The organism is Pinisolibacter sp. (assembly GCF_036782435.1).
Lineage (GTDB): Bacteria > Pseudomonadota > Alphaproteobacteria > Rhizobiales > Ancalomicrobiaceae > CALBKH01.
The window spans coordinates 40676-65006 of the sequence record NZ_DAIPZB010000011.1 but is presented as its reverse complement, the minus strand read 5'-3'; the positions used below and the strand labels follow the sequence as shown (position 1 = coordinate 65006).

Genomic DNA, 24331 nt, shown 5'->3' with positions numbered 1-24331 from the left:
ATGACCATTCCTCATCCGCCCCACGAATACCGACTGACGTTTCCCGATCTCGATCGCGAGATCGCCTGCCGGTCCGACGAAACGGTGTTCCAGGCGGCGCGACGCCAGGGGCTGAGGATCGTCGGCGCCTGCGGTGGGCGCGGCACCTGCGGGGCCTGCACAATCCGGGTCGGCGAAGGCGCCTTCCGCCATGGCGAGGGCGAGGACTGGGTGGTCGGCGCCGACATCGAGGGCACGGCGAAGACCCGGCGCAAATGGGTGCGCGCCTGCAAGGTGACGCCGAAGAGCGACTGCACCATCCAGGTGGCGCCGCGGTCGCTGGCGCCGATCGTGCGCGCCGACGTCCATCACGGCGGGCCGTCCGAGCCGTTGCCGCTCGCCCCGACGCTGCGACGTCTCACCCTCACCGTGCCGCCGCCGAGCCTCGCCGACAACCGCGCCGACGGCGAACGACTGGTCGCTGCGGCCGGCAGCGACGTCTCGGGTATCGACCTTCCCGCCCTGCGCGACCTGCCGGATCTGCTGCGCCGCCACGACTGGACGGTCGATGCGATCGTTCGCGATCGACGCATCGCGCTGGTGCGCCCACCGGGCCGGCCGCTCCTCGGCCTCGCCGTCGATCTCGGCACCACCAACGTGGTCGGGCATCTGGTCGACCTCGAAACGGGGACCCAACTGGCCCGGCTCGGGCTCGAGAACCCGCAGGTCGCCTGGGGCGCCGATCTCGTCGCCCGGGTCAATCACGCCATCGGCGGGCCGGCGCAGGTCGCCGAGTTGCGCGCCGCCGCGGTCACCGCGATCGCGGCGCTCGCCCACGACCTCACCCATGCGGTCGGTGCGACGGCGGGCGACATCGTCGAGGCGACGGCATGCGGCAACACGGCGATGCAGCACCTGCTGCTCGGACTGCCGGTGCGCCAGCTCGGCCGCTCGCCCTTCGTGGCGGCGTTGCGCGACGCGATCGACGTGCCGGCGGCCGACTTCCCCCTACCCTTCGCGGGCGGTGCGACGGTCCACGTGGCGGCGAACATCGGTGGCTTCGTCGGGTCCGATCACGTCACCGCCATGCTCGCCGCACGCCCGGTGTGGGAGCGCGACGGCACCACCATCGTCATGGACATCGGCACCAACACCGAGATCAGCCTCGTCCACGACGGGGTCATCCGCTCCGCCTCGTGCCCGTCGGGGCCGGCGCTGGAGGGTGGCCACATCGCCTCCGGCATGCGCGCGGCGGAAGGGGCGATCGAGCGGGTCGGGCTCGCGGACGGTCGACTGACCATCGCCACCATCGGAGGCAAGACCCCGGTCGGGCTCTGCGGTTCCGGCGTCATCGACATGCTGGCGAGCCTGCGCCGCGCCGGCATCGTCGACGTACGCGGCCGGCTGCACGGCGGCCACCCGGACACGGAGGCCGACGACGACGGCAAGCCGATGGCGGTGGCGGCCCCGCATGTGTTCTTCACGCAAGCCGACGTGCGCGCCGTACAGCTCGCCAAGGCGGCGATCATGACCGGCGTCGAGCTGTTGCTGCGCGACGCCGGCATCGCCATCGAGGCGGTCGACCGCTTCGTCGTCGCCGGCGCCTTCGGGGCGCATGTCGACGTCGAATCGGCGATCGAGATCGGCCTCTTCCCGGACATCCCGCGCGAGCGGATCCGGGCGGTCGGCAACGCCGCCGGGGTCGGGGTGGCGCGCATGCTCACCTCGGCCGACGAACGACGCATCGCCGCCGATCTGGCGCGGCGCTGCCGCTACGTCGAGCTGTCGTCGGCCGCCGACTTTCAGAAACGCTTCATGCACAACATCGGCTTCGCACACAGGGGCCACGGGGGGAAATCATGACCGAGGGCAAGGGCTTCGACATCCGCATCATCGGCGAGCGGATCAATCCGGGCTTCAAGAGCACCAAGCGGCTGTTCGACGAGAGCGATCTTCCCGGCATCCAGGCGCTGGCGGTGAAGCAGGCCGAGGCGGGTGCGGCCTATCTCAACGTCAACATCGGCGCCCGCGCCCTGACCGACACCGGCTTCATGGCCGAAGTGATCCGGGCGATCCAGGAAGTGGTGAGCGTGCCGATCTCCTTCGACTTCCCGTCGAAGGCGGTGCAGGAGGTGTGTCTGAACGCCTACGACCGGGCCAAAGCCGGCGGCGCGATGCCGATCGTCAATTCGATCACCGAGCACCGCTGGGACCTGATGGACCTCTACGCCAGCCATGGGCCGTTCAAGGTCATCCTGATGGCGTCGGAGCGGGTCGAGGACGGCGTCGCCAAAGGCAACAAGACGGCCGAGGAGATCCACGGCACCGCCAAGCGCGGGGCACTGCGACTCGTCGGCGAGTACGGCATGAACCTCGACGACATCTTCGTCGACATGTCGGTCTCGGCGATCATCGCCGACACCACCGGGCTCAATCGCGCCACCCTCGACGCGGTGAAGGCGATCGGCGCCGATCCGGAGCTGAAGGGCATCCACATGATGGGCGGGCTCTCCAACATCGGCCAGCAGATGCCGCCCAAGGCGGTCGACGGCTCCGATCTCAAGCACGCGCTCGAATGCGCCTTTCTGACACTGGCGGTGCCGCACGGCTTCGACACGGTACTCGGCACGCCGTGGCGGGCGTATCATCCGCTCCCCGAGGACAGCTACGTGCTCGCCGCCTATCGCAACTTCCTCGAGCAGTCGGGCTCCAACGCGCTGCGCGCGGTGCGCAAGTTCTACAAGGCATGAGGCCATGACCGGTTCGAGGTCCCGCACCATCGTCCGTGCCGCCGCCTTCTTCGACGGCGATCGCCATCACCCGGCGCATCTCGGCCCGAGCGACATCGTCGTCGAAGCGGGCCGCATCGTCGCCGTCGGCCCCGCCTCGCCGGAGGTGCGGCCGGACGTCGAGGCCGCCTTCGTCATGCCGGGGCTCGTCGAGGCCCACGCCCACATCTTCCTCGACGGTGGCGAACTCGATTTCGCCAAGCGCAACGAGTACCTCAAGGCCGATTTCGACACGATGTGCGCGACGGCCCGGGCGAACCTCGCGCGATCGGCGGCGGCCGGGGTGACGCTGGTGCGCGATGCCGGCGACCGGTTCGGTGTCAACGATCGCATGCGCGCCGAGACCGCCGCCGATCCGACCGCGCCGGTCCGGCTGCGCTCGCCCGGCCTCGGGGTGAAGCGGCCGAAGCGCTACGGCGGCTTCATGGCGCGCGACGTCGGCGAAGGCATCGACCCGACCGAGACCATTCAGGCGATGGTGGTACACGCCGACGACGTCAAGGTGATCCTCACCGGCATCATCGATTTCGACGCCGGCGGCGTGAAGGGCGAGCCGCAGTTCTCGGTCGAGGAGCTGCGGGCGATCGTCGACGTCGCCCATCGGGCGGGCCGGAAGACCTTCGCCCACTGTTCGGGCCTCGACGGGCTCGAGGTGGCGGTCGAGGCGGAAATCGACTCGATCGAGCACGGCTTCTTCATGACCCGCGACATCCTGGTACGCATGGCGGAGAAGCGCATCGCCTGGGTTCCGACCTTCTCGCCGGTGCATTTCCAGTGGGCTCGGCCGGAGCTCGCCGGCTGGAGCGCGGCGACGATCGGCAACCTCCGGCGCATCCTCGACGGTCACCTCGAACACGTCGGCCTCGCCGACCGGCTCGGCGTGCCGCTGGTCGCCGGCTCGGACGCGGGAAGCCCGGGCGTGCCGCACGGCACCGGGCTCGTCGACGAGATCTTCCATTTCCTCGACGCCGGCCTGTCGATGACCTCGGCTCTGATCTCGGCCACGTCGCGGCCGCGGCGAGCGTGGGGGCTCGATCCGGCGACGATCTCACCGGGACGGGTGGCGAACCTCGTGGCCCTCACCGAATCGCCCTACCACGATGCGGCGGCGCTGCGCGGCGAGGTCGCGCGGATCGCGGTGTGAAACCCGCCGTATGAAGTTCCGCCCCTTCGGGAGGCGCATCTGTTTCGAAGGTCGGTGCTCCGACGTCCCCTCCCCCCTCGTGGAGGAGGGAGAGGGGTATGCGGTCGATCGGCCAATTCGGCGCCCGAAGAGCCTTCGTGACCCCTCTCTCTGTCTCTCCCCCACAAAGGGGGAGAGGACCGGATGCGAGCGTCTTCGAAAATTCTACGTCGATACGAGTCGGAATTTCATCCGGTCGGTGAGACGACGCGTCGCCGCAGGGTTCGGTGGAGGGGCGCGGCGACGCGTCGCCGCAGGGTTCGAGAAGGTGGCGCGGCGACGCGTCGCCGCGCTGGGAAACATCCCGATTGCCCGCAGCGTGTGTAGGGTCCATGTTTCCGCTTCGTGACGGCGTCGTGAGGACGCGAGGCCGCCGGAGACGGGAGGCTCTCGCATGACCCGTATCCTGTTCCCACTCACCATCGCCCTGCTTCTCGCCGCCACGCCGGCGCTCGCCTGCTCCTGCGGTCCGCCCAACCCGAAACGGGTGGCGGCGCGGGTCGAGGTGCTCTTCGAGGGCCATGTGGTCGATCAGCGTCCCGGCATCGACCTCGCCGGCCACAAGGCGGCGGTCATCCATGTTCGGGTCGAGCGGATGATCCGCGGCCGCGCGCCGAAATCCGGCGTCGTCACGCTCTTCTCCGCACCCAGCCCGGCGGCCTGCGGCGTCGACTACCGCAACGGTTTCGTCGGCCGCTTCGGTGCCAGCATGCACACCGGCGGGCTCTACACGTCGAGTTGCACCCAGTTCAATCTGAACCTCGATCGCCATCGCCGATGATCTGTTTTTTCGATCGGTCTCACCGATCGAAAAAACAGGGACAATCTATTTGAACGATGTCCTGCCCCGCGTTAGCTTGCCCTCGTCCCGAGAGGCGAGGGCTTCGCGGGGCGAGGAGGTTCGCGGTTCTTCGAACCGTCCGCTCCGCGGGAGAGCGACTTCGGACCGAGGGTTCGAATCGACGACCGCCGGAGAGACCGCCGCCTCGGCGACGGTGCGGGGACCGCCAGGAAGCAGGCATCATCGACCAACCAGCGGGAGCTGTTCCATGTCTCTGATCAACACCACCATCAAGCCCTTCAAGGCCCAGGCCTATCACAACGGCAAGTTCGTCGAGGTGACCGACGCCGCCGTCAAGGGCAAGTGGTCGATCTTCTTCTTCTATCCGGCCGACTTCACCTTCGTCTGCCCGACCGAGCTCGGCGACCTCGCCGACCTCTATCCGGAGTTCCAGAAGCTCGGCGTCGAGTGCTATTCGGTCTCCACCGACACGCACTTCGTGCACAAGGCCTGGGCCGACGCCTCCGAGACCATCAAGAAGATCAACTACCCGATGATCGGCGACCCGACCGGCGCCATCACGCGCGCCTTCGACGTGATGATCGAGGAAGAGGGTCTGGCGCTGCGCGGCACCTTCGTCTGCGATCCGGAGGGCGTGATCAAGGTCGCCGAGATCCACGACCTCGGCATCGGCCGCGACGCCAAGGAGCTGCTGCGCAAGGTGCAGGCGGCGCAGTACGTCGCCTCGCATCCGGGCGAGGTCTGCCCGGCCAAGTGGACCCCGGGCGAGAAGACCCTCGCTCCGTCGCTCGACCTCGTCGGCAAGATCTGATCGATCTTTCGCGTCCGGAGCCTTCGGGCTCCGGACGCCCCCCTCTCGATCCCATCGCCCTCGGCGATTGCGACGACGAGACGCCGGACGGTTCCCGATCCCCGGCGTATCCTCCTCGCAATCATCACCGTCTTCGGAGGCATGCCATGCTCGACGCCGGCATCAAGGAACAACTGCGCGCCTACATGGAGCGTCTGGTCTCGCCCATCGAACTCGTGGCTTCGCTCGACGAAACGCCCGCCTCCACCGAGATGCGGACGTTGATCGAGGACATCGCCTCGACGTCTTCGCGCATCACCGCGCGGTTCGACGGCAGCGACGCCCGCAAGCCGTCCTTCACCATCGGTCGCACCGGCGAGACGCCGCGTATCGCCTTCGCCGGCCTGCCGATGGGTCACGAGTTCACCTCGCTGGTGCTCGCCCTGCTGCAGGCCTCGGGCTATCCGCCCAAGGTCTCCGACGAAGTGATCGCTGGCGCCAAGGCGCTCCAGGGGTCGTTCGACTTCGTCACCTACATCTCGCTCTCCTGCCAGAACTGCCCGGAAGTGGTGCAGTCGCTGAACCTGCTGGCGGCGCTCAACCCGAACGTCCGCCACACCATGGTCGACGGCGCGTTGTTCCAGGCGGAGGTGGAGCGCGAAAAGATCATGGCGGTGCCGACCGTGCATCTCGCCGGCGCCGTCTTCGGCCAGGGCCGCATGGGGCTGGAGGAGATCCTCGCCAAACTCGACACCGGCGCGGCCGAGCGGGCGGCGGCGGCGATCGCCGAGAAGGACGTCTTCGACGTGCTCGTCGTCGGCGGCGGACCGGCCGGCGCGGCGGCGGCGATCTATGCGGCGCGCAAGGGCATCCGCACCGGTGTCGTCGCCGAGCGATTCGGCGGCCAGGTGCTCGACACCATGTCGATCGAAAACTTCGTCTCGGTGCCGCACACCGAAGGGCCGAAGCTCGCGGCGGCGCTCGAGGCGCACGTCGCCGACTATTCGGTCGACGTGATGAAGCTGCAGCGGGCGACCGGCCTCAAGGCGGGGGCTTCCGCGAACGACCCGATCGAGGTGGAACTCGCCTCCGGCGCCTCGCTCAAGGCCAAGTCGGTGATCCTGTCGACCGGCGCGCGCTGGCGCGAGATGGGGGTGCCGGGCGAGCAGGAGTACAAGGCCAAGGGCGTGTGCTTCTGCCCGCACTGCGACGGTCCCCTCTTCAAGGGCAAGCGCGTCGCGGTGATCGGCGGCGGCAACTCCGGCGTCGAAGCGGCGATCGATCTCGCCGGCATCGTCGCCCACGTCACGCTGATCGAGTTCGATTCGAAGCTCCGGGCCGACGAGGTGCTGCAGAAGAAGCTGCGTTCGATGCCGAACGTCACCATCCACGTCTCGGCGCTGACCACCGAGGTCGTCGGCGACGGCGACAAGGTCACCGGCCTCAGGTACGAGAACCGAGTCGACGGTTCGATCCACGCGGTCGACCTCGAAGGCATCTTCGTGCAGATCGGTCTCCTGCCCAACAGCGAGTGGCTGGAAGGGGCGGTCAGGCTCTCCAACCGCAAGGAGATCGAGATCGACGCCCGCGGCGCGACCTCGGTGCCCGGCGTCTTCGCCGCCGGCGACGCGACCACCGTGCCCTACAAGCAGATCATCATCGCCATGGGCGCCGGCGCCACCGCGGCGCTGTCGGCCTTCGACCACCTGATCCGCACCTCCGCGCCGGCGTGAGACGGAACGACGAACGCGATCGACGGGCGGGTCCGACGGGGCCCGCCCGTCTTCGTTTCTCGCCCCCTGCCGACGGCTTCGGACGACCGACCCCGCCGGCGGTCGATGATCGACCCGGCGCGGTGGTTCAGTTCATCGGCGACATGCTCTAGAAGTCGGGAGAGACCGATCGGCAGGACCGCGGGGAAAGAACGGGCATGAAGGCCAGGGTCAGGAAACTCTACGAGGGCGAGAGCCGCGACGCGGTCCGATTCCGCTACGGGCTCCTGGCCTTCGACGTGGTCACCATCCTCTTCCTCGTCGGCTCGTCCTTCACCGACCATTCGTTCGCGATCGAGGCGATCGACGCGGTGATCGGCATCGTGCTGGTCGTCGACTTCGCCGCGCGGCTGTGGATCAGCCGCCATCGCCTCGCCGATCTCGTCCACCCTCTCGGTATCGCCGACATCGTGGTGATCGGCTCGCTGCTGGCGCCGGTGGTCGGCGAAGGCTTCGCCTTCCTGCGGGTCGCCCGCATGTTGCGGCTGCTGCGCTCCTACCAGACGATGCGGCGGCTCCGGCAGGACTTCGTCTTCTTCCGGCGCAACGAGCAGACGATCACCGCCGCGGTGAACCTCGCGGTCTTCATCTTCGTCATGACGGCGATCGTCTACGAGACCCAGCACTACGCCAACGACAAGATCAACGACTATGCCGATGCGCTCTACTTCACGGTGACGACGCTGACGACCACCGGTTTCGGCGACATCACGCTCGACGGCCGGGGCGGGCGGATGATCTCGGTGGTGATCATGATCTTCGGCGTGTCGTTCTTCCTGCGTCTCGTCCAGGTGATGCTCCGGCCGCCGAAGGTCGAGCACCGCTGCCCGCGCTGCGGCCTCACCCGCCACGATCACGACGCCGTTCACTGCAAGGCCTGCGGCGAGATCCTGAACATCGCCGACGAAGGGGCGGTTTGATCCCCGTCGGAGGCCGGTTCGGTCACACCGGAGGCGGAAGGCGTCGAAGCGCCCGGCCTTCTGAAGACGCGCGAATTTCTCATCCGCATCGGTGGCGCGAGAAAATCGCGCCAAGAATGCCATCGGCCATTTTCGATGACCGATGGTATCACACCGCCTCGGCGATGGTGACGGCGAGGGTGGCCAGCACATAGGCGACATAGACGGCGAGCAGCAGCGCGCCGCGGCTCCTCGGCACCACCCGCCCACGCGGCAGGACGAGGATCATGCTCACCCAGCCGAAGGCGAGAGCGATGCCGACCTCGGCGACCGGCACGACGATCGGCGTGATCGTCGCGGCGACGCCGACGATGGCGAGGCCGTTGAAGAGATTGCTGCCGAGGAGCGTACCGAGGCCGATGTCGTCGTGGCCGCGGCGGCGCGAGGCGACGACGGTGGTCAGCTCCGGCAGCGACGTGCCGATCGCCACCACGGTGGCGCCGATGACGTAGTCGTCGATGCCGAAGCGGGTGGCGAGCCCGACGGCGCCGAAGACGAAGAGGCGGCCGGCGCCGACCAACATCATCACGCCCACGGCGAGATAGGCCGCCGCCATGCCCATCGAGCGGCGCGGCAGGGCCGCCATCTCCTCGACCTCGGCGGTGTGACGCCGGCGGCCGGTGTGGAAACCGACGATCGCCCAGGCGACGAAGAGGGCGAGGAGCAACCCGCCCTCCCAGCGTTCGAGACGACCGTCGAGAAGGAGGACGAAGAGCACGAAGGGGGCGATCAGCGCCGCGGCTGCGGTGGTGCGCTCGGTCGTTCCGGCCGTGACCGAGCGGTGGAGGAGCACGAGACCGAGCACCAGGGCGATGTTGACGACGTTGCTGCCGAGTGTGTCGCCGAGGCCGATCTCCGGCCGGCCGGAACCGGCGGCGACGACCGAGACGAAGAGTTCCGGTGCCGAGGTGGCGGCGGCGCCGAGTGTGGTGGCGACGAGGCCACGCGGCAGGCGCAGCGTCTTCGCCGTCCCGAGCACGCCGGTCAGGAACAGTTCGCCGCCGATCGCGGCGAGAAGGACGGCGGCCACCACCGCCGCGACTTCGATGGACGTCTCGAGCATGTCTCGATCCGTTCCGCCCGCTCCGCTGCGGCGGGCTCTCGGTGGCGCGGAGCCGCGCGGCCCCGCGGGCTCATCTGACCAGCGTCACCGGCACCTCGACGAGATGCAGCACCTTCATGGCGACCGTGCACAACAGGAGACCGGCGGCCGAGCCCAGGCCCATGGTGCCGAGGACGACGAGGTCGACGTTTTCCGCGGCGGCGATATCGGCGATCATGTGCGGCGGGTCACCGATCTCGAGGCGTTCGCGGGCCGACACGCCGGCGGCGCGGAAGCGGTCGCGGGCACCGGCGAGCGCGGCTTCACCGTTTTCGCGCAGCTCGGCGAGCATCTCCTCGCGATACATCGCGAGGGTGCGGAACTCCGGGTCGGGCTGGACGTTGACCAGCAACACCTCGATCGAGCGCAGCTCGCTCGCCAGCCGGATCACGTGATCGACGGCCTTGTCGGCATGGGACGAGCCGTCGACGGCGACGAGGACTTTCATCATGGCGACACCTCCGTTTCCGACGGCGAGGCCCGCTGGCCGGCAACGACCGGCGGGTCTCCGTCGTCATCCTAACGGCTCGGCATCGCGCCGCCAAGAACGGGAGACCCACAGGCGCCACGCGCGAGGGGCGTCGCCGCACTTCCGGCGCGACGCCGACCACGGCATGCTGAGAACCGCGGGACGAGCCGTCCGGGCGGATGGTGCGGCGTGCGACGGATCCGCGTCGGGGAGAGGGGAAACGACATGGCGACCGTTCGAGGAGGGGCTTTCGCGATCGCGGCGATGGCGTCCCTCGCCGCCCAGCCGGCTCGGGCGACGGCGACACTGACCTGCGACATCGAGGATCCGGTCGTGACCTTCCACGTCATGGCGACCGTCGGCCACGAGGCGACGTCGGTCTCCGGCACCCGGGGCGAGTTGCGGCTGCGGCGCGCGGGCCGGACGATCGTCCTCGAGGCCGACCATCTGGTCGCCACCTGGATCGAGGGCGACGAACTGCGCCTGCGGTTCCACGTCTTCGCCGAAGGCGACGGATACGACACCGACCTGGTGATCGTGACGCGCCGCCGGACCGAGACGGACTACGCCGGACGGTATCGGCTGCGGACCGGCGAGAAGCGCGACCATGCCCGCCGCGGCAAGGTCGCCTGCGCCCTCGGCTGAACCGGCCCACACGGATCCCCGGCGTGTTGCGCCCCTCAGCGCCGCGCGGCCTTCGCCGCGGCGAAGTCGGCGGCGCTCGCGTAGGACGACTGGGTGCCGGGCTTCGTCACCGAATCGGCGGCATAGAGCGCGGCTTCGGCGAGGGCGGCGGCGGCGTCGCGGCTCTCGGCCCAGAAGCGGGCGAAGGCGCCGATGAAGGCGTCGCCGGCGCCGGTGGTGTCGCGCGGTGCGACGGCGACCGGCGCGACCCGGAAGACCCCGGCGGCGTCGACCGCCAGGGCGCCGTCGGCGCCGAGGGTGACGATCACGGTGCGGACGCCCCGCTCGACGAGGACGCGCGCCGCGGCGATCGCCTGCGGCTCGTCCTCGACCGGCAGACCGGTCAGGAGCGCCAGTTCGCTACGGTTGGGCACGAGGAAGGTGACGGCGCCGACGAGGTCGAGATCGAGCGGCACCGCGGGGGCCGGATTGAGCACCGTCTCGATGCCGCGGGCGCGGGCGAAGCGGATGGCGTGGTGGACGGTCTCGAGCGGGATCTCGAGCTGCAGCAGGATCAGATCGCAGGTCTCGAGATCCGCCGCCGCCGCGTCGACGTCGGCCGGCAGCAGCCGGGCGTTGGCGCCCTTGACGACGAGGATCGAGTTCTCCCCCGACGGCTCGACGAAGATCGGCGCCACGCCCGACGAGACGCCGGGAACGCGGCCGACGTGGCGCGTGTCGATGCCGAAGCGGCGGAAGTTGGCGAGCGAGGTCTCGGCGAAGGCGTCGTCGCCGACCTTCGACACCATCACCACCTCGGCCCCGAGCAGCGCCGCGGCGACCGCCTGATTCGCCCCCTTGCCGCCGCAGCCGATGCGGAAATCGGGGGCCTCGATGGTCTCGCCCGGCATCGGCATGCGGGTGACGTAGGTGACGAGGTCGATGTTGGTCGATCCGACGACGGCGATGCGGGGCGGCATGGGAGGTCTCTCCTCGAAGGAGACGAAGCGGGGGCGACGCGGCGCGCGGCGCGCAGCATACGCGAAGATCGACGCGGCTGCCCCTCGCATGGCGCGGGACCTTCGCCCCTCGAAAACGTCCACCGCACGTTTTCGTCGACGCCTCCGGCCGGGACCGCCCCTGCCCTCCGCTCGCGCTCCGGGCGTTCGTCGCTCGCGAAGATCCACCGGACCTTCGCCCCAGCCCCTCGCGTGGCTCGGGGCGTTCACAACTCGAAAAGCCCCACCGGGGCTTTTCGTCCCGGCCTCCGGCCGGGACCGTTGCTCACTCCTCGAAGAACTTGTTCTCGACGAGGTGGGTGATGGCGGTCAGGGCTTCGTGCGCCTGGGGGCCGCGGGCGACGACGCGGATCGAGGTGCCGATCGAGGCGGCGAGCATCATCAGGCCCATGATCGACAGGCCGCCGACCGTCTGGTTGTCCTTCGACACCTCGATCTCGGCGTCGAACTGCTCGACGGTGTGGACGAATTTGGCGGAGGCGCGGGCGTGCAGGCCGCGCTTGTTGGTGATGGCGAGTTCGCGTGCGATGTCCCCCGTCGCTTCCCCGCTCATTCCGTTCCCCCGATGACGGGCCCGTGGGCCCACGATTTCAGCGTGTTGCCGCCGCCTCAGCCCTGCAACACCTGGCTGGCGACGTTGATGTACTTGCGACCGGCCTCTTTGGCCTCGACAACCGCGTCGACGAGACCGCGCTCGCAGCGCACCTTGGCGAGCTTGACCAGGAGCGGCAGGTTCATCCCCGCCACGACTTCGATCGACCCGCCGTTCATCACGGATATGGCGAGGTTGGACGGCGTGCCGCCGAACATGTCGGTCAGGATGGCCACGCCGGTCCCGTCGTCGACCGACCTCACCGCATCGAGGATGTCCTGACGGCGCTGCTCCATGTCGTCTTCCGGCCCGATGCAGATCGTCGCGACTCTGTCCTGCGGACCCACGACGTGCTCGAGCGCCTTGACGAACTCCTTGGCGAGATCCCCGTGAGTCACGAGGACGAGACCGATCATCAACAGCTCCCTCGACGAGGACGCACCGCCCCTCGGGGCCACGCCACGGTGGCGACCTCGCCCCGCTTCCTCGGCAGACGTCGAAAAATGGTCGGGTCCGCGGCGAAGTTCAAGTGGCAAATTCGAACCGAGGGGGAATTCACTGCGCCATTCCGTCAGTCGTCGCGAGGGTCGCGAGAATGCGCACGACCGGCGAGGCGTCCTCGGTCCACAGCGCCAGACGCGGCAGCGACACGTCGGCGATCTCCGTCTCGAGATCGCCCCCGACGCGGTCGGGCAGGCGCTCCGGGCATTCGCGCACCAGATCGACGACGAGCCCGACGACGCCGGCCGGTTCGTGGGGGATGTCGACGATGCCGAGGCCGCGCGCCTCGATCAGCCCGGCGAGCGGGTCGACGGCACGGGCGACGAGGCGGCCCGACGCCGCCTGGAGCACCAGCCGGTCGTCGCCGATCAGTGCGGCGTGGACGGCGAGACGGCGCGCCTCGGCGAGAAGTTCGAGCGCCAGACGCGACTTGCCCGACCCGGAGGCGCCGCGCAACAGAATGGCCCGCGCGCCCCACAGGATCGCGGTGGCGTGATGGGTGGCGAAGCCCTCAGCCAACTTCGCCTCCCGGCAGCGACACGACGAAACGGGCGCCGGCGAGGGAGCCGTCGTCGCGCAGGCGATTCTCGGCGGTGATCGTGCCGCGATGGGCCTCGACGATCTGGCGGGAGATGGCGAGACCGAGGCCGGAGTTGTTGCCGAAGCTCTCGCCCTCGGGGCGGTCGGTGTAGAAGCGCTCGAAGATGCGGTCGACCTTCTCGGCGCGGATGCCGGGGCCGTCGTCGTCGACCACCACCTCGACCCGACCGTCGGTCGAGGTCAACGAGATCCGCACCTCGCCGCCGTCGGGCGAGAAGGAGCGGGCGTTGTCGACGAGGTTGGTGAAGACCTGACCGAGGCGGCTGTCGTGGCCCATGACGACGAAGGCGAGGCCGGGGGCCCCCGGCGGGTCGATCGTCAATCCGACCTTCTGGCCGCGGTCGGAGGCGAGGTCGTTCTGCAGCGACGCCACCGCGGAGAGGAGGGCGCGCACGTCGACCGGAGCCGCCTCCTGACGCGCCAACTCGGCATCGAGACGCGAGGCGTCGGAGATGTCGGTGATGAGGCGATCGAGCCGCTTCACGTCGTGCTGGATCACCTCCATGAGGCGGCCGCGCGAGGCCTCGTTGCGGGCGAGCGGCAGCGTCTCGACCGCACTGCGCAACGACGTCAGCGGGTTCTTCAACTCGTGCGCCACGTCGGCGGCGAAACTCTCGATCGCCTCGAGGCGATTGTAGAGAGCGCTGGTCATGTCGCGCAGCGCCCGCGACAGATGGCCGATCTCGTCGGTGCGATCGGGGAAGTCGGGGATCTCCTCGCGCGCCTTGGCCGAGCGGCGCACCCGATCGGCGGCGGCGGCGAGGCGGCGCAACGGCGCGGCGATGGTGCCGGCGAGCAGGATCGACAACGCGATGATGACGCCGGAGGCGACGAGAAAGACGCGGATGATCGCCATGCGCTCGGCACGGACGATGCCGTCGATGTCGCCGGCCTGGGTGGAGAGCTGCAGCGCGCCGAGAATGGTACGGCCGCGATGGATCGGCACCGCCACGGTGACGATCATCGCCCCCTGCCGGGTGACGCGGACGATCGGCATGGTGTCGCCGGCCAGCGCCGCGGCCACTTCCGGATAGTCCTTGCCGGAGGCGAAGCCGAGCTCGCGATAGACCGGCAGGTCCTGGCCGCCGCGCAGCCAACGCGACACGGTCTCGATCGCCCGATGGAAGATGCCGGGATCTTCGGTCGTCGGCGTCCTGGTGGCGGCGTCCGGCCCGAAATCGCCGCGGCGATAGAGATTGCGGCTGTCGATCACCAGGAAGCCGTCGCGGTCCCAGACCCGCGCCGGCGTCTTGGCGGGAGAGACGAGACGGCGAAGGATCGGCGCGACCCGCATCGGATCGATGGGGAATTCGAGCGAGAACTCGTCGGCGGGCTCCGGCTTCTCCTCCGGCCGCGGCTTCTCCTCGCCGATCTCCTGCTTCAGCAGCGCTTCTAGATCGATGGCGCCGACGCCGGTGTCGCTCTGGGTCGAGGCGGCGATGGCGGCGGAGATGATCTCGCCCTGGGTCTCGAGGCTCTCGACGCGGGCGTCGATGAGGCCGGCACGGAAGCGGTCGAGATAGAGGATCGAGGCGAGGAGGATGACGAGGCCGAGCAGATTGACGAGGGCGATGCGGCGGGTCAGCGAGGAGAAGGCGGTGGCGCCGACGGCGCGGGCGATGCGCCGTCCCACGAGCCGCGCTCCGCGCAGCCTCCGTGGGAAACGGCGGCGCTCGGCGGTCATCGGCGTCTCGTCGGTCCGGCTCGACACGCGCCCGTCACATCTCCTTGAAGCGATAACCGACGCCGTAGAGCGTCTCGATCATCTCGAAGTCGTCGTCGACCGCCTTGAACTTCTTCCTCAGCCGCTTGATGTGGCTGTCGATGGTGCGATCGTCGACGTAGACCTGATCGTCGTAGGCCGCGTCCATCAGGGCGTTGCGGCTCTTGACGACGCCGGGACGCTGGGCGAGCGCATAGAGGATGAGGAACTCGGTGACGGTCAGCGTCACCTGCTCGCCCTTCCAGGTGCAGGTGTGGCGTTCCTGATCCATGGTGAGCGGCCCGCGCTCCAGCACCTTGGCGGCGTCGGTCGGCTTGGCGGCGCCTTCGCCCTTGGCGCCGGCGCGCCGCAGCACCGCCTTGACGCGTTCGACCAGCAGACGCTGGGAGAAGGGTTTGCGGATGAAGTCGTCGGCGCCCATCTTGAGGCCGAAGAGCTCGTCGATCTCGTCGTCCTTGGAGGTGAGGAAGATCACCGGCAGCTCGGACTTCTGGCGCAGACGGCGCAAGAGTTCCATGCCGTCCATGCGCGGCATCTTGATGTCGAAGATGGCGAGGTCGGGCGGGTTGGCCTTGAGACCGTCGAGGGCCGAGGCGCCGTCGGTGTAGGTCTGTACCCGGTACCCCTCCGACTCGAGCGCGATGGAGACCGAGGTCAGGATGTTGCGGTCGTCGTCGACGAGAGCGATGGTGGGCATGCGGGCAATCACTCCGGAATTGGCGATCCGCGTGCTTTCCAGCACCGCGAATATGCGCAAATCATGGCGGCGATCATAGCCGAGGCGCCGAGTCGTGGCCAGCGAGCGAGGGCGACGACGACAGGTGGCGCGGTGAGACGACGGGGCATCTCGCCCGACGACCCTTCGGGGAACGGGGGCGGGCGGGACATTCGGGCCGGCCTCCGGGCGCACACCGGTTTCTTTCGTCGATGCAGCGGCTCGTCCGAAGCGATGGCCTGCGGCCGGTTGCGTCGGATCGGGCCGGTGCTCTAGCCTCGTGCCGTTCGTCGACGCAGCCGCCGCCACGTCGCCTTCCCACGACGAGGATCTCCGATGACCGAAGCCGATACCTTCTCGCCCGTCGCCACGTCTCGCCGGCTGGTTCGCGAAGCGCGGACCGCGGCGCTGTCGTCCATCGCGCGGCGCACCGGCCATCCCTTCGGCTCGCTGGTGACGGTGGCCTGCGAGCCGGACGGTTCGCCGATCCTCCTGATGTCGACGCTCGCCGCGCACAGCCGCAATCTCGCCGAGGATCCGCGCGCTTCGCTGCTCTTCGTCGAGGGCACACTCGGCGATCCGCAGCAGGGCGGGCGGGTGACCCTCGTCGGTGCCGTCGAGCGGATCGTCGACGATGCGGCGCAGCGCCGGCGCTATCTCACCCGCAATCCGGACGCCGCGCTCTACGCCGGCTTCGGCGATTTCGCCTTTTTCCGGCTGGAGCTCGACGACTGCCATCTCGTCGCCGGGTTCGGCCGGGCGATGCGGGTGCGGCGCGAGGATTTCCTCGTCGACTGCGCCGATGCGACGGCGCTGGTGGCGGCGGAGAGCCGGCTCGTCGCCGGCTTCACCGAGACGCCGGCACGGGTCGCCGGCTGGGCGGCGAAGCTCGGGGCGCCGGCGGGCGACTGGACGGTCGTCGGCATCGACCCGGAAGGGATCGATCTCGCCACCACCGCGGACGAGGGACGCGCCTTCCGCCGTCTCGTTCTGCCGCATCCGGTGAGGTCGCCGGACGCGCTGGAGGAGGCGTTGCGCAGCTGGGAATAACCGTCCCTGCTGCAAGGAATTTCTTCTAAACGATTCAATACGATAAGCATTCAATCCGACTTTCGGCACCCTTGTTCGGACCGGGAGCGGTGTAGTATTTTGCAGGCGCTCACATCGGCTGGAACGGTCGATCGACGATCTTTTCGAAGACGGAAGATCGGTGAGCGGGATACTTCGTGACGAGGCATCCCGGGTCGCTTCACCTTTTCGCGGAGGAGTCTTGCCCTCGACTCAGACCGGTTTCCGGGCTCGCAGCCCTGGCCCCGCCGAGATCGGGTTCACCCGTCTCGCCGTCGTCCATCGCGCCTCCGGCGCCGCAGTCTTCGTGTGAGATTCCGAATTTTCGCAGGGCGGCTCGGCCGCCCGTCCACCGTCGGTGATCGACGGTGTCTTCGCCCACCCGTGTCGACCCGCGCCTCGTTCCTGCGCCTCACGACCGAAATCGTGACCCGAGCGCGTGTACCCGTCGGAGAACGCTGATGTCCCATGCTCCCACCATGAACGCCAAACTGATCGCCTGGGTCGACGAGGTCGCCAAGCTGACCAAGCCGGACCGGATCCACTGGTGCGACGGTAGCCAGGAAGAATACGATCGCCTCTGTCAGGAGCTGGTCGACGCCGGCGTGTTCACCCGCCTGAACCCGGCGAAGCGTCCGAACTCGTTCCTCGCCCGGTCGTCGCCGTCGGACGTCGCCCGCGTCGAGGATCGCACCTTCATCTGCTCGGCGAACAAGGACGACGCCGGCCCGACCAACAACTGGGCCGATCCGGCCGAGATGCGCGCCACCATGAACGGCCTGTTCGACGGCTGTATGCGCGGCCGCACCATGTACGTCATCCCGTTCTCGATGGGTCCGCTCGGCTCGAAGATCGCCCAGATCGGCGTCGAGGTCTCCGACTCGGCCTATGTCGCGGTCCACATGCGCATCATGACCCGCATGGGTCAGAAGGTGCTCGACGTGCTCGGCGACGACGATTTCGTGCCGTGCATCCATTCGGTCGGCGCGCCGCTCGCCGCCGGCGAGGCCGACAGCACCTGGCCGTGCAACGACACCAAGTACATCGTCCACTTCCCCGAGACCCGTGAGATCATGTCCTACGGCTCGGGCTACGGCGGCAACGCGCTGCTCGGCAAGAAGTGCTTCGCGCTGCGCATCGCCTCGGTGATGGCGCGCGACGAGGGCTGGCTCGCCGAGCACATGCTCATCCTCGGGGTCAAGAACCCGCAGGGCGAGAAGACCTACGTCGCCGCCGCCTTCCCGTCGGCCTGCGGCAAGACCAACTTCGCCATGATCATCCCGCCCAAGGGCTACGAGGGCTGGGAAGTGACGACGATCGGCGACGACATCGCCTGGATCAAGCCGGATGCGCGCGGCACGCTGCACGCCATCAACCCCGAGAACGGCCTGTTCGGCGTCGCCCCGGGCACCAACGCCAAGTCCAACCCGAACGCGCTGGCCACGCTGCACGCCAATTGCATCTTCACCAACGTGGCGCTGACCCACGACGGCGACGTGTGGTGGGAAGGGCTGACCGACGAGGCGCCGTCGCACCTCATCGACTGGACCGGCCAGGAGTGGACCCCGGATTGCGGCCGTCCCGCCGCCCATCCGAACTCCCGCTTCACCGCCCCGGCGTCGCAGGTGCCGTCGATCGACCCGGCCTGGGAAGACCCGGCGGGCGTGCCGATCTCGGCCTTCATCGTCGGCGGCCGCGTCTCCAAGGCGTTCCCGCTGGTGTTCCAGTCCTTCGACTGGGCGCACGGCGTCTATCTCGCCGCGACCATGGGCTCGGAGGCCACCGCCGCCGCCGTCGGTCAGGCGGCGATGCGCCGCGACCCCTTCGCCATGCTGCCGTTCTGCGGTTACAACATGGGCGACTACTGGGCGCACTGGCTCAACCTCGGGCGCAACCTGCCGAACGCGCCGGGCATCTTCCGCGTCAATTGGTTCCGCAAGGACGAGAACGGCAAGTTCATCTGGCCGGGCTTCGGCGACAACATGCGGGCGCTGGAGTGGATCGTGAACCGCGTCAACGGCCATGCCGGCGCGGTGGAGAGCCCCTACGGCTTCGTGCCGCGCTACGCCGACCTCAACTGGAAGGGCCTCGACTTCCCGCAGGCGAAGTACGAGGAGATCGTCAAGGTCGACCGCGAGAAGGGTCTCGTCGAGGCCGAGGAACAGATCTCGCACTTCGCTCAGTTCGGTGATCGCCTGCCCAAGGAGATGGAGCTCGAGCGCCAGCTGCTCGTCGCCCGCCTCGAGCGTTCGCCGAAGGTGTGGGAACTCGTCGCCTGACGATCCTGACCGGACGCACGACACCGTGACATCGGAGCCCCGGAGGCGCGAGCTTCCGGGGCTCTCGTTCGTTCGGGCTCGATGCGCCGCGTCCCTCACTCTCCGGAGATGACGGACGCCTGCCTGCCAGAGCCGGCCGACGTGGCGCGCGCCTTCAGCCCGTCGCCGGTCAACGCCTCGAGGAAGGCGACGATCGCGGCGACCTCCTCCTCGCCCAGCGGCGAGGGCGTGTGGCGGGTGAGGCGGCGGGTCTCCGGGTCCCAGGAGATGCGCGGGGCGACGCGGGGCTCGTCGGTGACGACGCGACCGGCCTGGACCGTCGCCATGATCCGCACCGCTTCGGCGAGATCGTCGACCGCACCGTTGTGGAACCATGGCCCGGTGAGCGCGACGTTGCGCAACGACGGCACCCGCCAGATGCCGGCGGTGCCCGACCGCGCGGCGCCGAGATCGTCGGTGAGGCGGTACTTCGCGGTGTAGGGCGTCGCCAGCGACGGGAAGCGGCGCAGGCCGGCGCGGCCCTCCTCGGGGGCGAGGAGGCCGGCGCGGCTGAAGCCGGGGCCGGCGTGGCAGACGATGCAGCCGACGGTCTCGAACAGCGACATGCCTCTGAGCTGCTGCGGCGTCAGGGCCGATGTGTCGCCGGCGAGGAAGCGATCGAAGGGCGCGTCGGGGGTGATCAGGGAGCGCTCGAAGGCGGCGAGCGCCCGGGCGACGGTCTCCGGCACGATCGGCGTCGCGTCACCGAAGGCGGCGGCGAAATCGACACGCCAGGAGGCGTCGGCGGCGAGGCGGCGGGCGACCTCGGCGGGGTCGGCGCCCATCTCGATCGGGTTGGCGATCGGCCCCAGCGCCTGCTCCTCGAGGCTGCGGGCGCGGCCGTCCCAGAACAGGCGGGCCTGGAAGGCGGCGTTCCACACCGTCGGCGTGTTGCGCGGCCCGACGGCGCCGCCGATACCGACCGCGGTCGGCCGGCCGTCGCCGCCACCGCGATCGAGGTCGTGGCAGGAGGCGCAGGAGAGGGTTCCGTCGCGCGACAGTTCGCCGGCGAAGAACAGGCGTCGGCCGAGCGCCACCTTCTCGGGCGTCGGCGGATCGTCCGGCGGGAACGGGGCGACGGCGGGGAGCGGCTGCCAGACCGGGCGGCCGACTTCGTGCGCCGGCAGCGGATCGGGCTCGGCGATCGTCAGGGTCGGAGCGAGCCGGGCGCGATCGGCGAGCGACAGTGTCTCGATCACCGCGAGCTTCAGGCCGAAGGCGAGGACGCCGCCGCCGAGCGCGACGACGAGGGCGGCGCGCTGGAGGGGCGAGAGGCGTGCCGTGGGGGCGAGGTCGCGCCAGACGATGAGGATCGCCGCGGCGAGGCCGGCGACGAAGGCGCCCGCCCCGGTGAGGAGGAGTGGTGAGGCTTCGAACATGGTACGGGACCTCGAGCCGCCTCACGCGCAGATGGCGGCGAGGCCGGCGGGATCGAGCAGGGTGATGCGGCGCTGGGTGGTGGCGACGAGGCGTCGGGCGACGAAGCCGCGAACGAGGCGCGAGACCACTTCGCGCGAGGTGGCGAGATGGCGGGCGATCTGGTCCTGGGTGATCGCCACTTCGCGACCGCCCTTGGCGCGGCGGACGAGGAAGGCGGCGAGCCGCGCCTCGAGCCCCTGCGACGCCGTCTCCTCGATCATCGCCATCAGCTCGAAGAGCCGGCCCGACAGGACCTCGAAGGTGAAGCCCTGGACCGCCGGCTCGAGCGCGAAAAGGCGGCGGTAGACGTCGCCGGGGACGATCATCACCTCGGTGTCGCCCTCGCTCTCCACCCAGGCCGGGTAGGCGAGACGGGAGAAGAGGGCGTTGAGGGCGAGGATGCAGGACTGACCCGGTTCGACCCAATAGAGGGTGCCCTCGCGGCCGTCGGCGGAGACGTAATAGACCCTGAGCGCCCCCTTCTCGACCAGATAGGCGCCGGTGACCAGATCGCCGCGGGCGACGAGCGGCGTGCCGCCGGCGCAGGCGAGGCGCGTCGCCGAGGCGGCGAGGAGACGCCGGCTCTCCTCGCCGAGATCGGCGAGAGAGGGGAAGAGATCGAAGGTCGGCGTCGCACCCATGCGCCGATCGTAACGCCTCACGACGAGATGCGTGACGCTGCCCATGTCGCACCCCCTCTCGGTTTCTCACGCGGCGCGGGCGAAGAAGAGATCGCCGGGCGTCGAGGTCACCACCTCGGTGATCTCGTCGAAGGGCAGCCCGACGCGGGCATGGGCGCGGGCGACCGCCTCGGCGTCGGGCGCCATGGTGAAGCAGAAGGCGCGGCCTTCGCCGAAGCCGACATGGATGCGCAGCGACACCACGCCCTCGGCGCGGCAGGCCTCTTCGTATTTCGCATGGAAGCCGGCGAAATCGGCCGGCGAGATCCCGGCCGGGAAGGTCCCGTGCCGGGCATCGTGGGTGTCGATGAAGAACTTCATCGGGGCGAGATCGGTGGTCATCTGCGGTCTCCTGGTCCGAATGGTCGGGACCGGGAGACTGTGGACCGAAGGTGTGCCGCGTGGCTGGAACTTATGTCACGCGGCGATCCCCTCTCAGCGTTTCGGCGCGACGAGGGCGAAGATGGCGCCCTGCGGGTCGATCGCCTGGACGATCCAGGCGCCGCCGGGCACCTCCATCGGGCCGTGGACGACACTGCCGCCGGCGGCGGTCGCCCGCTCGATCGCCGCATCGATCGCCTCGACGTTGAAATAGAAGGCCCAGAAGGGGCGCGGGGTCTGCGGCATTCTGGTCATCATGCCGCCGACGGCCGGACCGCCGGTGGCGAAGAGGCGGTAGAAGCCCATCGGCCCCATGTCCATGCGCTCCGTCTCGGTCCAGCCGAAGAGTGCCGCATAGAAGGCGAAGGCCGCCTCGCCGTCGCCGGCGTGGAGCTCGTGCCAACCGATACGGCCGCGCGGGTAGGGATCGGCGTCGGGCTGGCGCGCCGGCGCCGGCGAGGCCTCGCGGAAGAGGCAGAAGGCCGCACCGTGCGGGTCGGCGACGACGGCGAAGCGGCCGACGCCGGGAATGTCCTCGGCCGGCTTCAGGACCGCGCCGCCGGCAGCGAGGAGACGCGGCAGCATGGCGTCGACGTCTTCGACCCGGACGTAGCCGATCCAGTGCGGCGACACGCCGGCGGCGGCGAGCGGCTCGGGCAGCGCCATGGCGCCGGCGATACCGGTCTCTCCCATGGAGAAGATCGAATAGCGGAAGCCGGACATGCCCGAATCCTTCGCCGTCCATCCGACCACCCCGCCATAGAAGGCCTCGGCGGCGGAAAGATCGGTGGTCATCAGTTCGTACCAACAGAACGGCGCGACGGTCTCGCTCATGGTCTCACCCTCCTCATGATCCCGCGATGGGCAGCAGGCACTCCAGATAACGCTCGAGATGCGACAGGCTGTCGACGGCGACCGCGGTATCGCCGGCCGCCTTGGCGAGGACGAAGGCGCCCTGGATCACCGCCTGGGTGTGGAGCGCCAAGCTCTCCGGCTCCCACTCGGCACCGGGCGCATGGACCGCCTTGGCGGCCGCGATGGTGTCGACGAGGCCGCCGGCATGACCGCCGATGCCGAGAGCGCAGGCGTCGCGCAGCGCCGGGTGGGTCTCCCAGACCTCCTGCACCATGGTGCCGAGGAGGCAGGTGACCTCGGCCATCTCGCCGTCGAGCATCGCCTTGCGCAGCGCCACATAGGCGAAGAGCCGGTCGCGGGGCGTCGGCGCGGCCGCGAGGCTCGGATCGTCGAAGAGTTCGGCGGCGCGGGCGGCGAAGGCTTCCGCCGCGGCGATCGCCAGCGCTTCCTTGTCGGTGAAATGGTGGAAGAAGGCACCCTTGGAGACGCCGGCCGCGGCGCAGATGTCGTCGACCGAGGTGGCGGCGAAGCCCTTCTCACGGATCGTGCGCATCGCCGCCTCGAGCAGACGACGGCGGGTATCGACTGGATTGCGCGCGGTGCGGGACATCGATCCTCTCCTCGGAGCACTCCTTCCCAACAAGATACCAACTGGTCGGTTTTTGTAAACTCCACGGCATCGAGACGGCCGATCCGAAGGCCGGCGGACCGGGTCCGAGCCCGCCACCGAAACGGAGCGCCCGATGACGTTCCGCGTGGTGTGGCCGCCTCGGAACGACGACGGCCGACGGATCGCACCGCCGGCCGCCATCTCGTTTCGTCGTGCCGATCCGCGGGCTCACACCCGCATCGGCATCAGCACGTAGAGGGCGTTGTCGGAGCCGATGTCCTGGATCAGGGTCGGCGAACCGGGATCGGCGAGGCGGAAGACCGCCGTGTCGGTCTCGAGCTGCGAGGCGATGTCGAGCAGGTAGCGGCTGTTGAAGCCGATATCGAGCGCTTCGTCGTCGTATTCGACCGCCAGTTCCTCGGTCGCCGAACCCGAATCCGGGTTGGTCACCGAGAGGACGAGGCGGCCCTCGCCGACCGTCAGCTTGACGGCGCGACCGCGCTCGGAGGCGATGGTGGAGACGCGATCGACGGCGGCGGCGAATTCGTCGCGATCGACCTTCATCTCCTTGTCGTTGCCCTGCGGGATGACGCGGCCGTAGTCGGGGAAGGTGCCGTCGATCAGTTTCGAGGTGAGCACGATGCCGCCCGAGGCCTCCTCGCCCTTGGGGGCGAAGGTCAGGCGGATCTTCGAATCCGACAGTTCCACCGTCACTTCGGCATCGGGGGCGTCGACCAGCTTCTGGATCTCGCCGACGGTCTTCCTCGGAACGATGATGCCGGGCATGCCCTCGCAGCCGTGCGGCGCGACCATCTCGGCCTGGGCGAGGCGGTGGCCGTCGGTGGCGACGGCGCGGAACTTGAGATCGCCGTTCACCGTCACCGCGTGGAAGTAGATGCCGTTCAGGTAGTAACGGGTCTCCTCGGTGGAGATGGCGAACCAGGTGCGATCGACGAGGCGCTTCAGGTCGGCGGCGGGAAGCTGGAAGCGGTGGGTGAAGGTGCCGGCGGTGAGATCGGGGAAATCCTGCTCCGGCAGCATCTGCAGAGCGAATTTCGAGCGGCCCGAGCGGATGTCGAGCGTCGCGCCGTCGGGACGGGTGGCGAGTTCGACCTGGGCGCCGTCGGGCAGCTTGCGGACGATGTCGTAGATCATGTGCGCGGGGACGGTGGTCGCGCCCGGCTCCTCGACCATCGCCGGAACGGCCTCCGACACCTCGAGATCGAGGTCGGTCGCCTTGAGCTTGAGCTGGCCACCCTCCGCCCGGATCAGGACGTTGGAGAGGATCGGAATGGTATTGCGCCGCTCCACGACCCGGTGAACATGGGTCAGGGACTTGACGAGTTGCGCACGCTCGACTGTCACTCTCATCGATTTCGTC

The 24331-nt window shown here is 69.3% G+C and carries 24 protein-coding genes; 10 read left to right on the top strand and 14 right to left on the bottom strand.

Translation table 11 applies throughout. The features are described 5' to 3' along the window. The 7 genes from V7Q42_RS06820 (at position 1) to V7Q42_RS06790 (ending at position 8235) form a co-directional block, all read left to right on the top strand. A complete protein-coding gene (locus V7Q42_RS06820) occupies positions 1 to 1842 on the top strand; it encodes an ASKHA domain-containing protein (RefSeq protein ID WP_333823153.1) in 1842 nt (613 codons plus the stop codon). Next, the gene (locus V7Q42_RS06815; RefSeq protein ID WP_333823151.1) at positions 1839 to 2729 is read left to right on the top strand and encodes a dihydropteroate synthase; all 891 of its coding nucleotides are present in this window, start codon (positions 1839 to 1841) and stop codon (positions 2727 to 2729) included. Before V7Q42_RS06820 ends, V7Q42_RS06815 begins: the two co-directional genes overlap by 4 nt. 4 nt (positions 2730 to 2733) lie before the next feature. Beyond that, positions 2734 to 3912 carry an amidohydrolase family protein gene (locus V7Q42_RS06810; protein ID WP_333823150.1) on the top strand — a complete coding sequence of 393 codons (1179 nt, stop codon included), beginning with the start codon at positions 2734 to 2736 and terminating at the stop codon, positions 3910 to 3912. A gap of 433 nt (positions 3913 to 4345) precedes the next feature. Continuing rightward, positions 4346 to 4732 (top strand): hypothetical protein, encoded by a 387-nt coding sequence (locus V7Q42_RS06805; protein ID WP_333823148.1) that lies wholly within the window; start codon positions 4346 to 4348, stop codon positions 4730 to 4732. Between the two features lie 268 nt (positions 4733 to 5000). Beyond that, entirely contained in the window at positions 5001 to 5564 is a 564-nt protein-coding gene (ahpC, locus tag V7Q42_RS06800; protein WP_333823146.1) for an alkyl hydroperoxide reductase subunit C, read from the top strand. Positions 5565 to 5710: 146 nt separating this feature from the next. Further along, positions 5711 to 7276 carry an alkyl hydroperoxide reductase subunit F gene (gene ahpF, locus V7Q42_RS06795; RefSeq protein WP_333823145.1) on the top strand — a complete coding sequence of 522 codons (1566 nt, stop codon included), beginning with the start codon at positions 5711 to 5713 and terminating at the stop codon, positions 7274 to 7276. Positions 7277 to 7473: 197 nt separating this feature from the next. Next, positions 7474 to 8235 (top strand): ion channel, encoded by a 762-nt coding sequence (locus V7Q42_RS06790; RefSeq protein ID WP_333823144.1) that lies wholly within the window; start codon positions 7474 to 7476, stop codon positions 8233 to 8235. A 148-nt stretch (positions 8236 to 8383) separates the two neighbouring features. On the opposite strand, the gene V7Q42_RS06785 is transcribed toward V7Q42_RS06790, so the two are convergent. Next, entirely contained in the window at positions 8384 to 9337 is a 954-nt protein-coding gene (locus V7Q42_RS06785) for a sodium:calcium antiporter (protein ID WP_333823143.1), read from the bottom strand. A gap of 70 nt (positions 9338 to 9407) precedes the next feature. Further along, a complete protein-coding gene (locus tag V7Q42_RS06780) occupies positions 9408 to 9827 on the bottom strand; it encodes a universal stress protein (RefSeq protein WP_333823142.1) in 420 nt (139 codons plus the stop codon). Between the two features lie 243 nt (positions 9828 to 10070). Here V7Q42_RS06780 and V7Q42_RS06775 point away from each other — a divergent pair, with 243 nt between their 5' ends. Then, entirely contained in the window at positions 10071 to 10490 is a 420-nt protein-coding gene (locus V7Q42_RS06775; protein ID WP_333823141.1) for a hypothetical protein, read from the top strand. Between the two features lie 35 nt (positions 10491 to 10525). On the opposite strand, the gene rbsK is transcribed toward V7Q42_RS06775, so the two are convergent. From rbsK to V7Q42_RS06745, 6 genes are all read right to left on the bottom strand, one after another. Further along, positions 10526 to 11449 (bottom strand): ribokinase, encoded by a 924-nt coding sequence (gene rbsK, locus V7Q42_RS06770; RefSeq protein ID WP_333823140.1) that lies wholly within the window; start codon positions 11447 to 11449, stop codon positions 10526 to 10528. A 304-nt stretch (positions 11450 to 11753) separates the two neighbouring features. Further along, complete coding sequence (locus V7Q42_RS06765) at positions 11754 to 12041, bottom strand: HPr family phosphocarrier protein (RefSeq protein ID WP_333823139.1); 288 nt, start codon at positions 12039 to 12041, stop codon at positions 11754 to 11756. 56 nt (positions 12042 to 12097) lie between these two features. Next, positions 12098 to 12496, bottom strand: coding sequence for a PTS sugar transporter subunit IIA (locus V7Q42_RS06760; RefSeq protein ID WP_333823138.1), 399 nt, complete (start codon positions 12494 to 12496; stop codon positions 12098 to 12100). Between the two features lie 139 nt (positions 12497 to 12635). Next, on the bottom strand, positions 12636 to 13100 hold the full coding sequence (locus V7Q42_RS06755; RefSeq protein ID WP_333823137.1) for an HPr kinase/phosphorylase: 465 nt from the start codon (positions 13098 to 13100) through the stop codon (positions 12636 to 12638). Next, on the bottom strand, positions 13093 to 14865 hold the full coding sequence (locus V7Q42_RS06750) for a sensor histidine kinase (protein WP_333823199.1): 1773 nt from the start codon (positions 14863 to 14865) through the stop codon (positions 13093 to 13095). Before V7Q42_RS06750 ends, V7Q42_RS06755 begins: the two co-directional genes overlap by 8 nt. 34 nt (positions 14866 to 14899) lie before the next feature. Continuing rightward, positions 14900 to 15601 (bottom strand): response regulator transcription factor, encoded by a 702-nt coding sequence (locus V7Q42_RS06745; RefSeq protein ID WP_333823136.1) that lies wholly within the window; start codon positions 15599 to 15601, stop codon positions 14900 to 14902. A gap of 354 nt (positions 15602 to 15955) precedes the next feature. On the opposite strand from V7Q42_RS06745, the gene V7Q42_RS06740 reads away from it, so the two are divergent. Then, on the top strand, positions 15956 to 16669 hold the full coding sequence (locus V7Q42_RS06740; protein ID WP_333823135.1) for a HugZ family pyridoxamine 5'-phosphate oxidase: 714 nt from the start codon (positions 15956 to 15958) through the stop codon (positions 16667 to 16669). 386 nt (positions 16670 to 17055) lie between these two features. Beyond that, entirely contained in the window at positions 17056 to 18966 is a 1911-nt protein-coding gene (locus tag V7Q42_RS06735; RefSeq protein WP_333823134.1) for a phosphoenolpyruvate carboxykinase (GTP), read from the top strand. Positions 18967 to 19061: 95 nt separating this feature from the next. On the opposite strand, the gene V7Q42_RS06730 is transcribed toward V7Q42_RS06735, so the two are convergent. The 6 genes from V7Q42_RS06730 to dnaN all read right to left on the bottom strand — a co-directional run bounded on the left by V7Q42_RS06730 (position 19062) and on the right by dnaN (position 24321). Then, on the bottom strand, positions 19062 to 20384 hold the full coding sequence (locus tag V7Q42_RS06730; RefSeq protein ID WP_333823133.1) for a cytochrome-c peroxidase: 1323 nt from the start codon (positions 20382 to 20384) through the stop codon (positions 19062 to 19064). A gap of 21 nt (positions 20385 to 20405) precedes the next feature. Next, positions 20406 to 21110, bottom strand: coding sequence for a Crp/Fnr family transcriptional regulator (locus V7Q42_RS06725; RefSeq protein WP_333823132.1), 705 nt, complete (start codon positions 21108 to 21110; stop codon positions 20406 to 20408). A gap of 21 nt (positions 21111 to 21131) precedes the next feature. Further along, positions 21132 to 21446 (bottom strand): DUF4242 domain-containing protein, encoded by a 315-nt coding sequence (locus V7Q42_RS06720; protein WP_333823131.1) that lies wholly within the window; start codon positions 21444 to 21446, stop codon positions 21132 to 21134. Positions 21447 to 21539: 93 nt separating this feature from the next. Next, on the bottom strand, positions 21540 to 22319 hold the full coding sequence (locus V7Q42_RS06715) for a VOC family protein (RefSeq protein WP_333823130.1): 780 nt from the start codon (positions 22317 to 22319) through the stop codon (positions 21540 to 21542). 13 nt (positions 22320 to 22332) lie between these two features. Next, positions 22333 to 22950: a TetR/AcrR family transcriptional regulator gene (locus V7Q42_RS06710; protein WP_333823128.1), complete on the bottom strand. Its 618-nt coding sequence runs from the start codon at positions 22948 to 22950 to the stop codon at positions 22333 to 22335. A 228-nt stretch (positions 22951 to 23178) separates the two neighbouring features. Beyond that, a complete protein-coding gene (gene dnaN / locus V7Q42_RS06705) occupies positions 23179 to 24321 on the bottom strand; it encodes a DNA polymerase III subunit beta (RefSeq protein ID WP_333823126.1) in 1143 nt (380 codons plus the stop codon). Positions 24322 to 24331 lie beyond the last annotated feature (10 nt).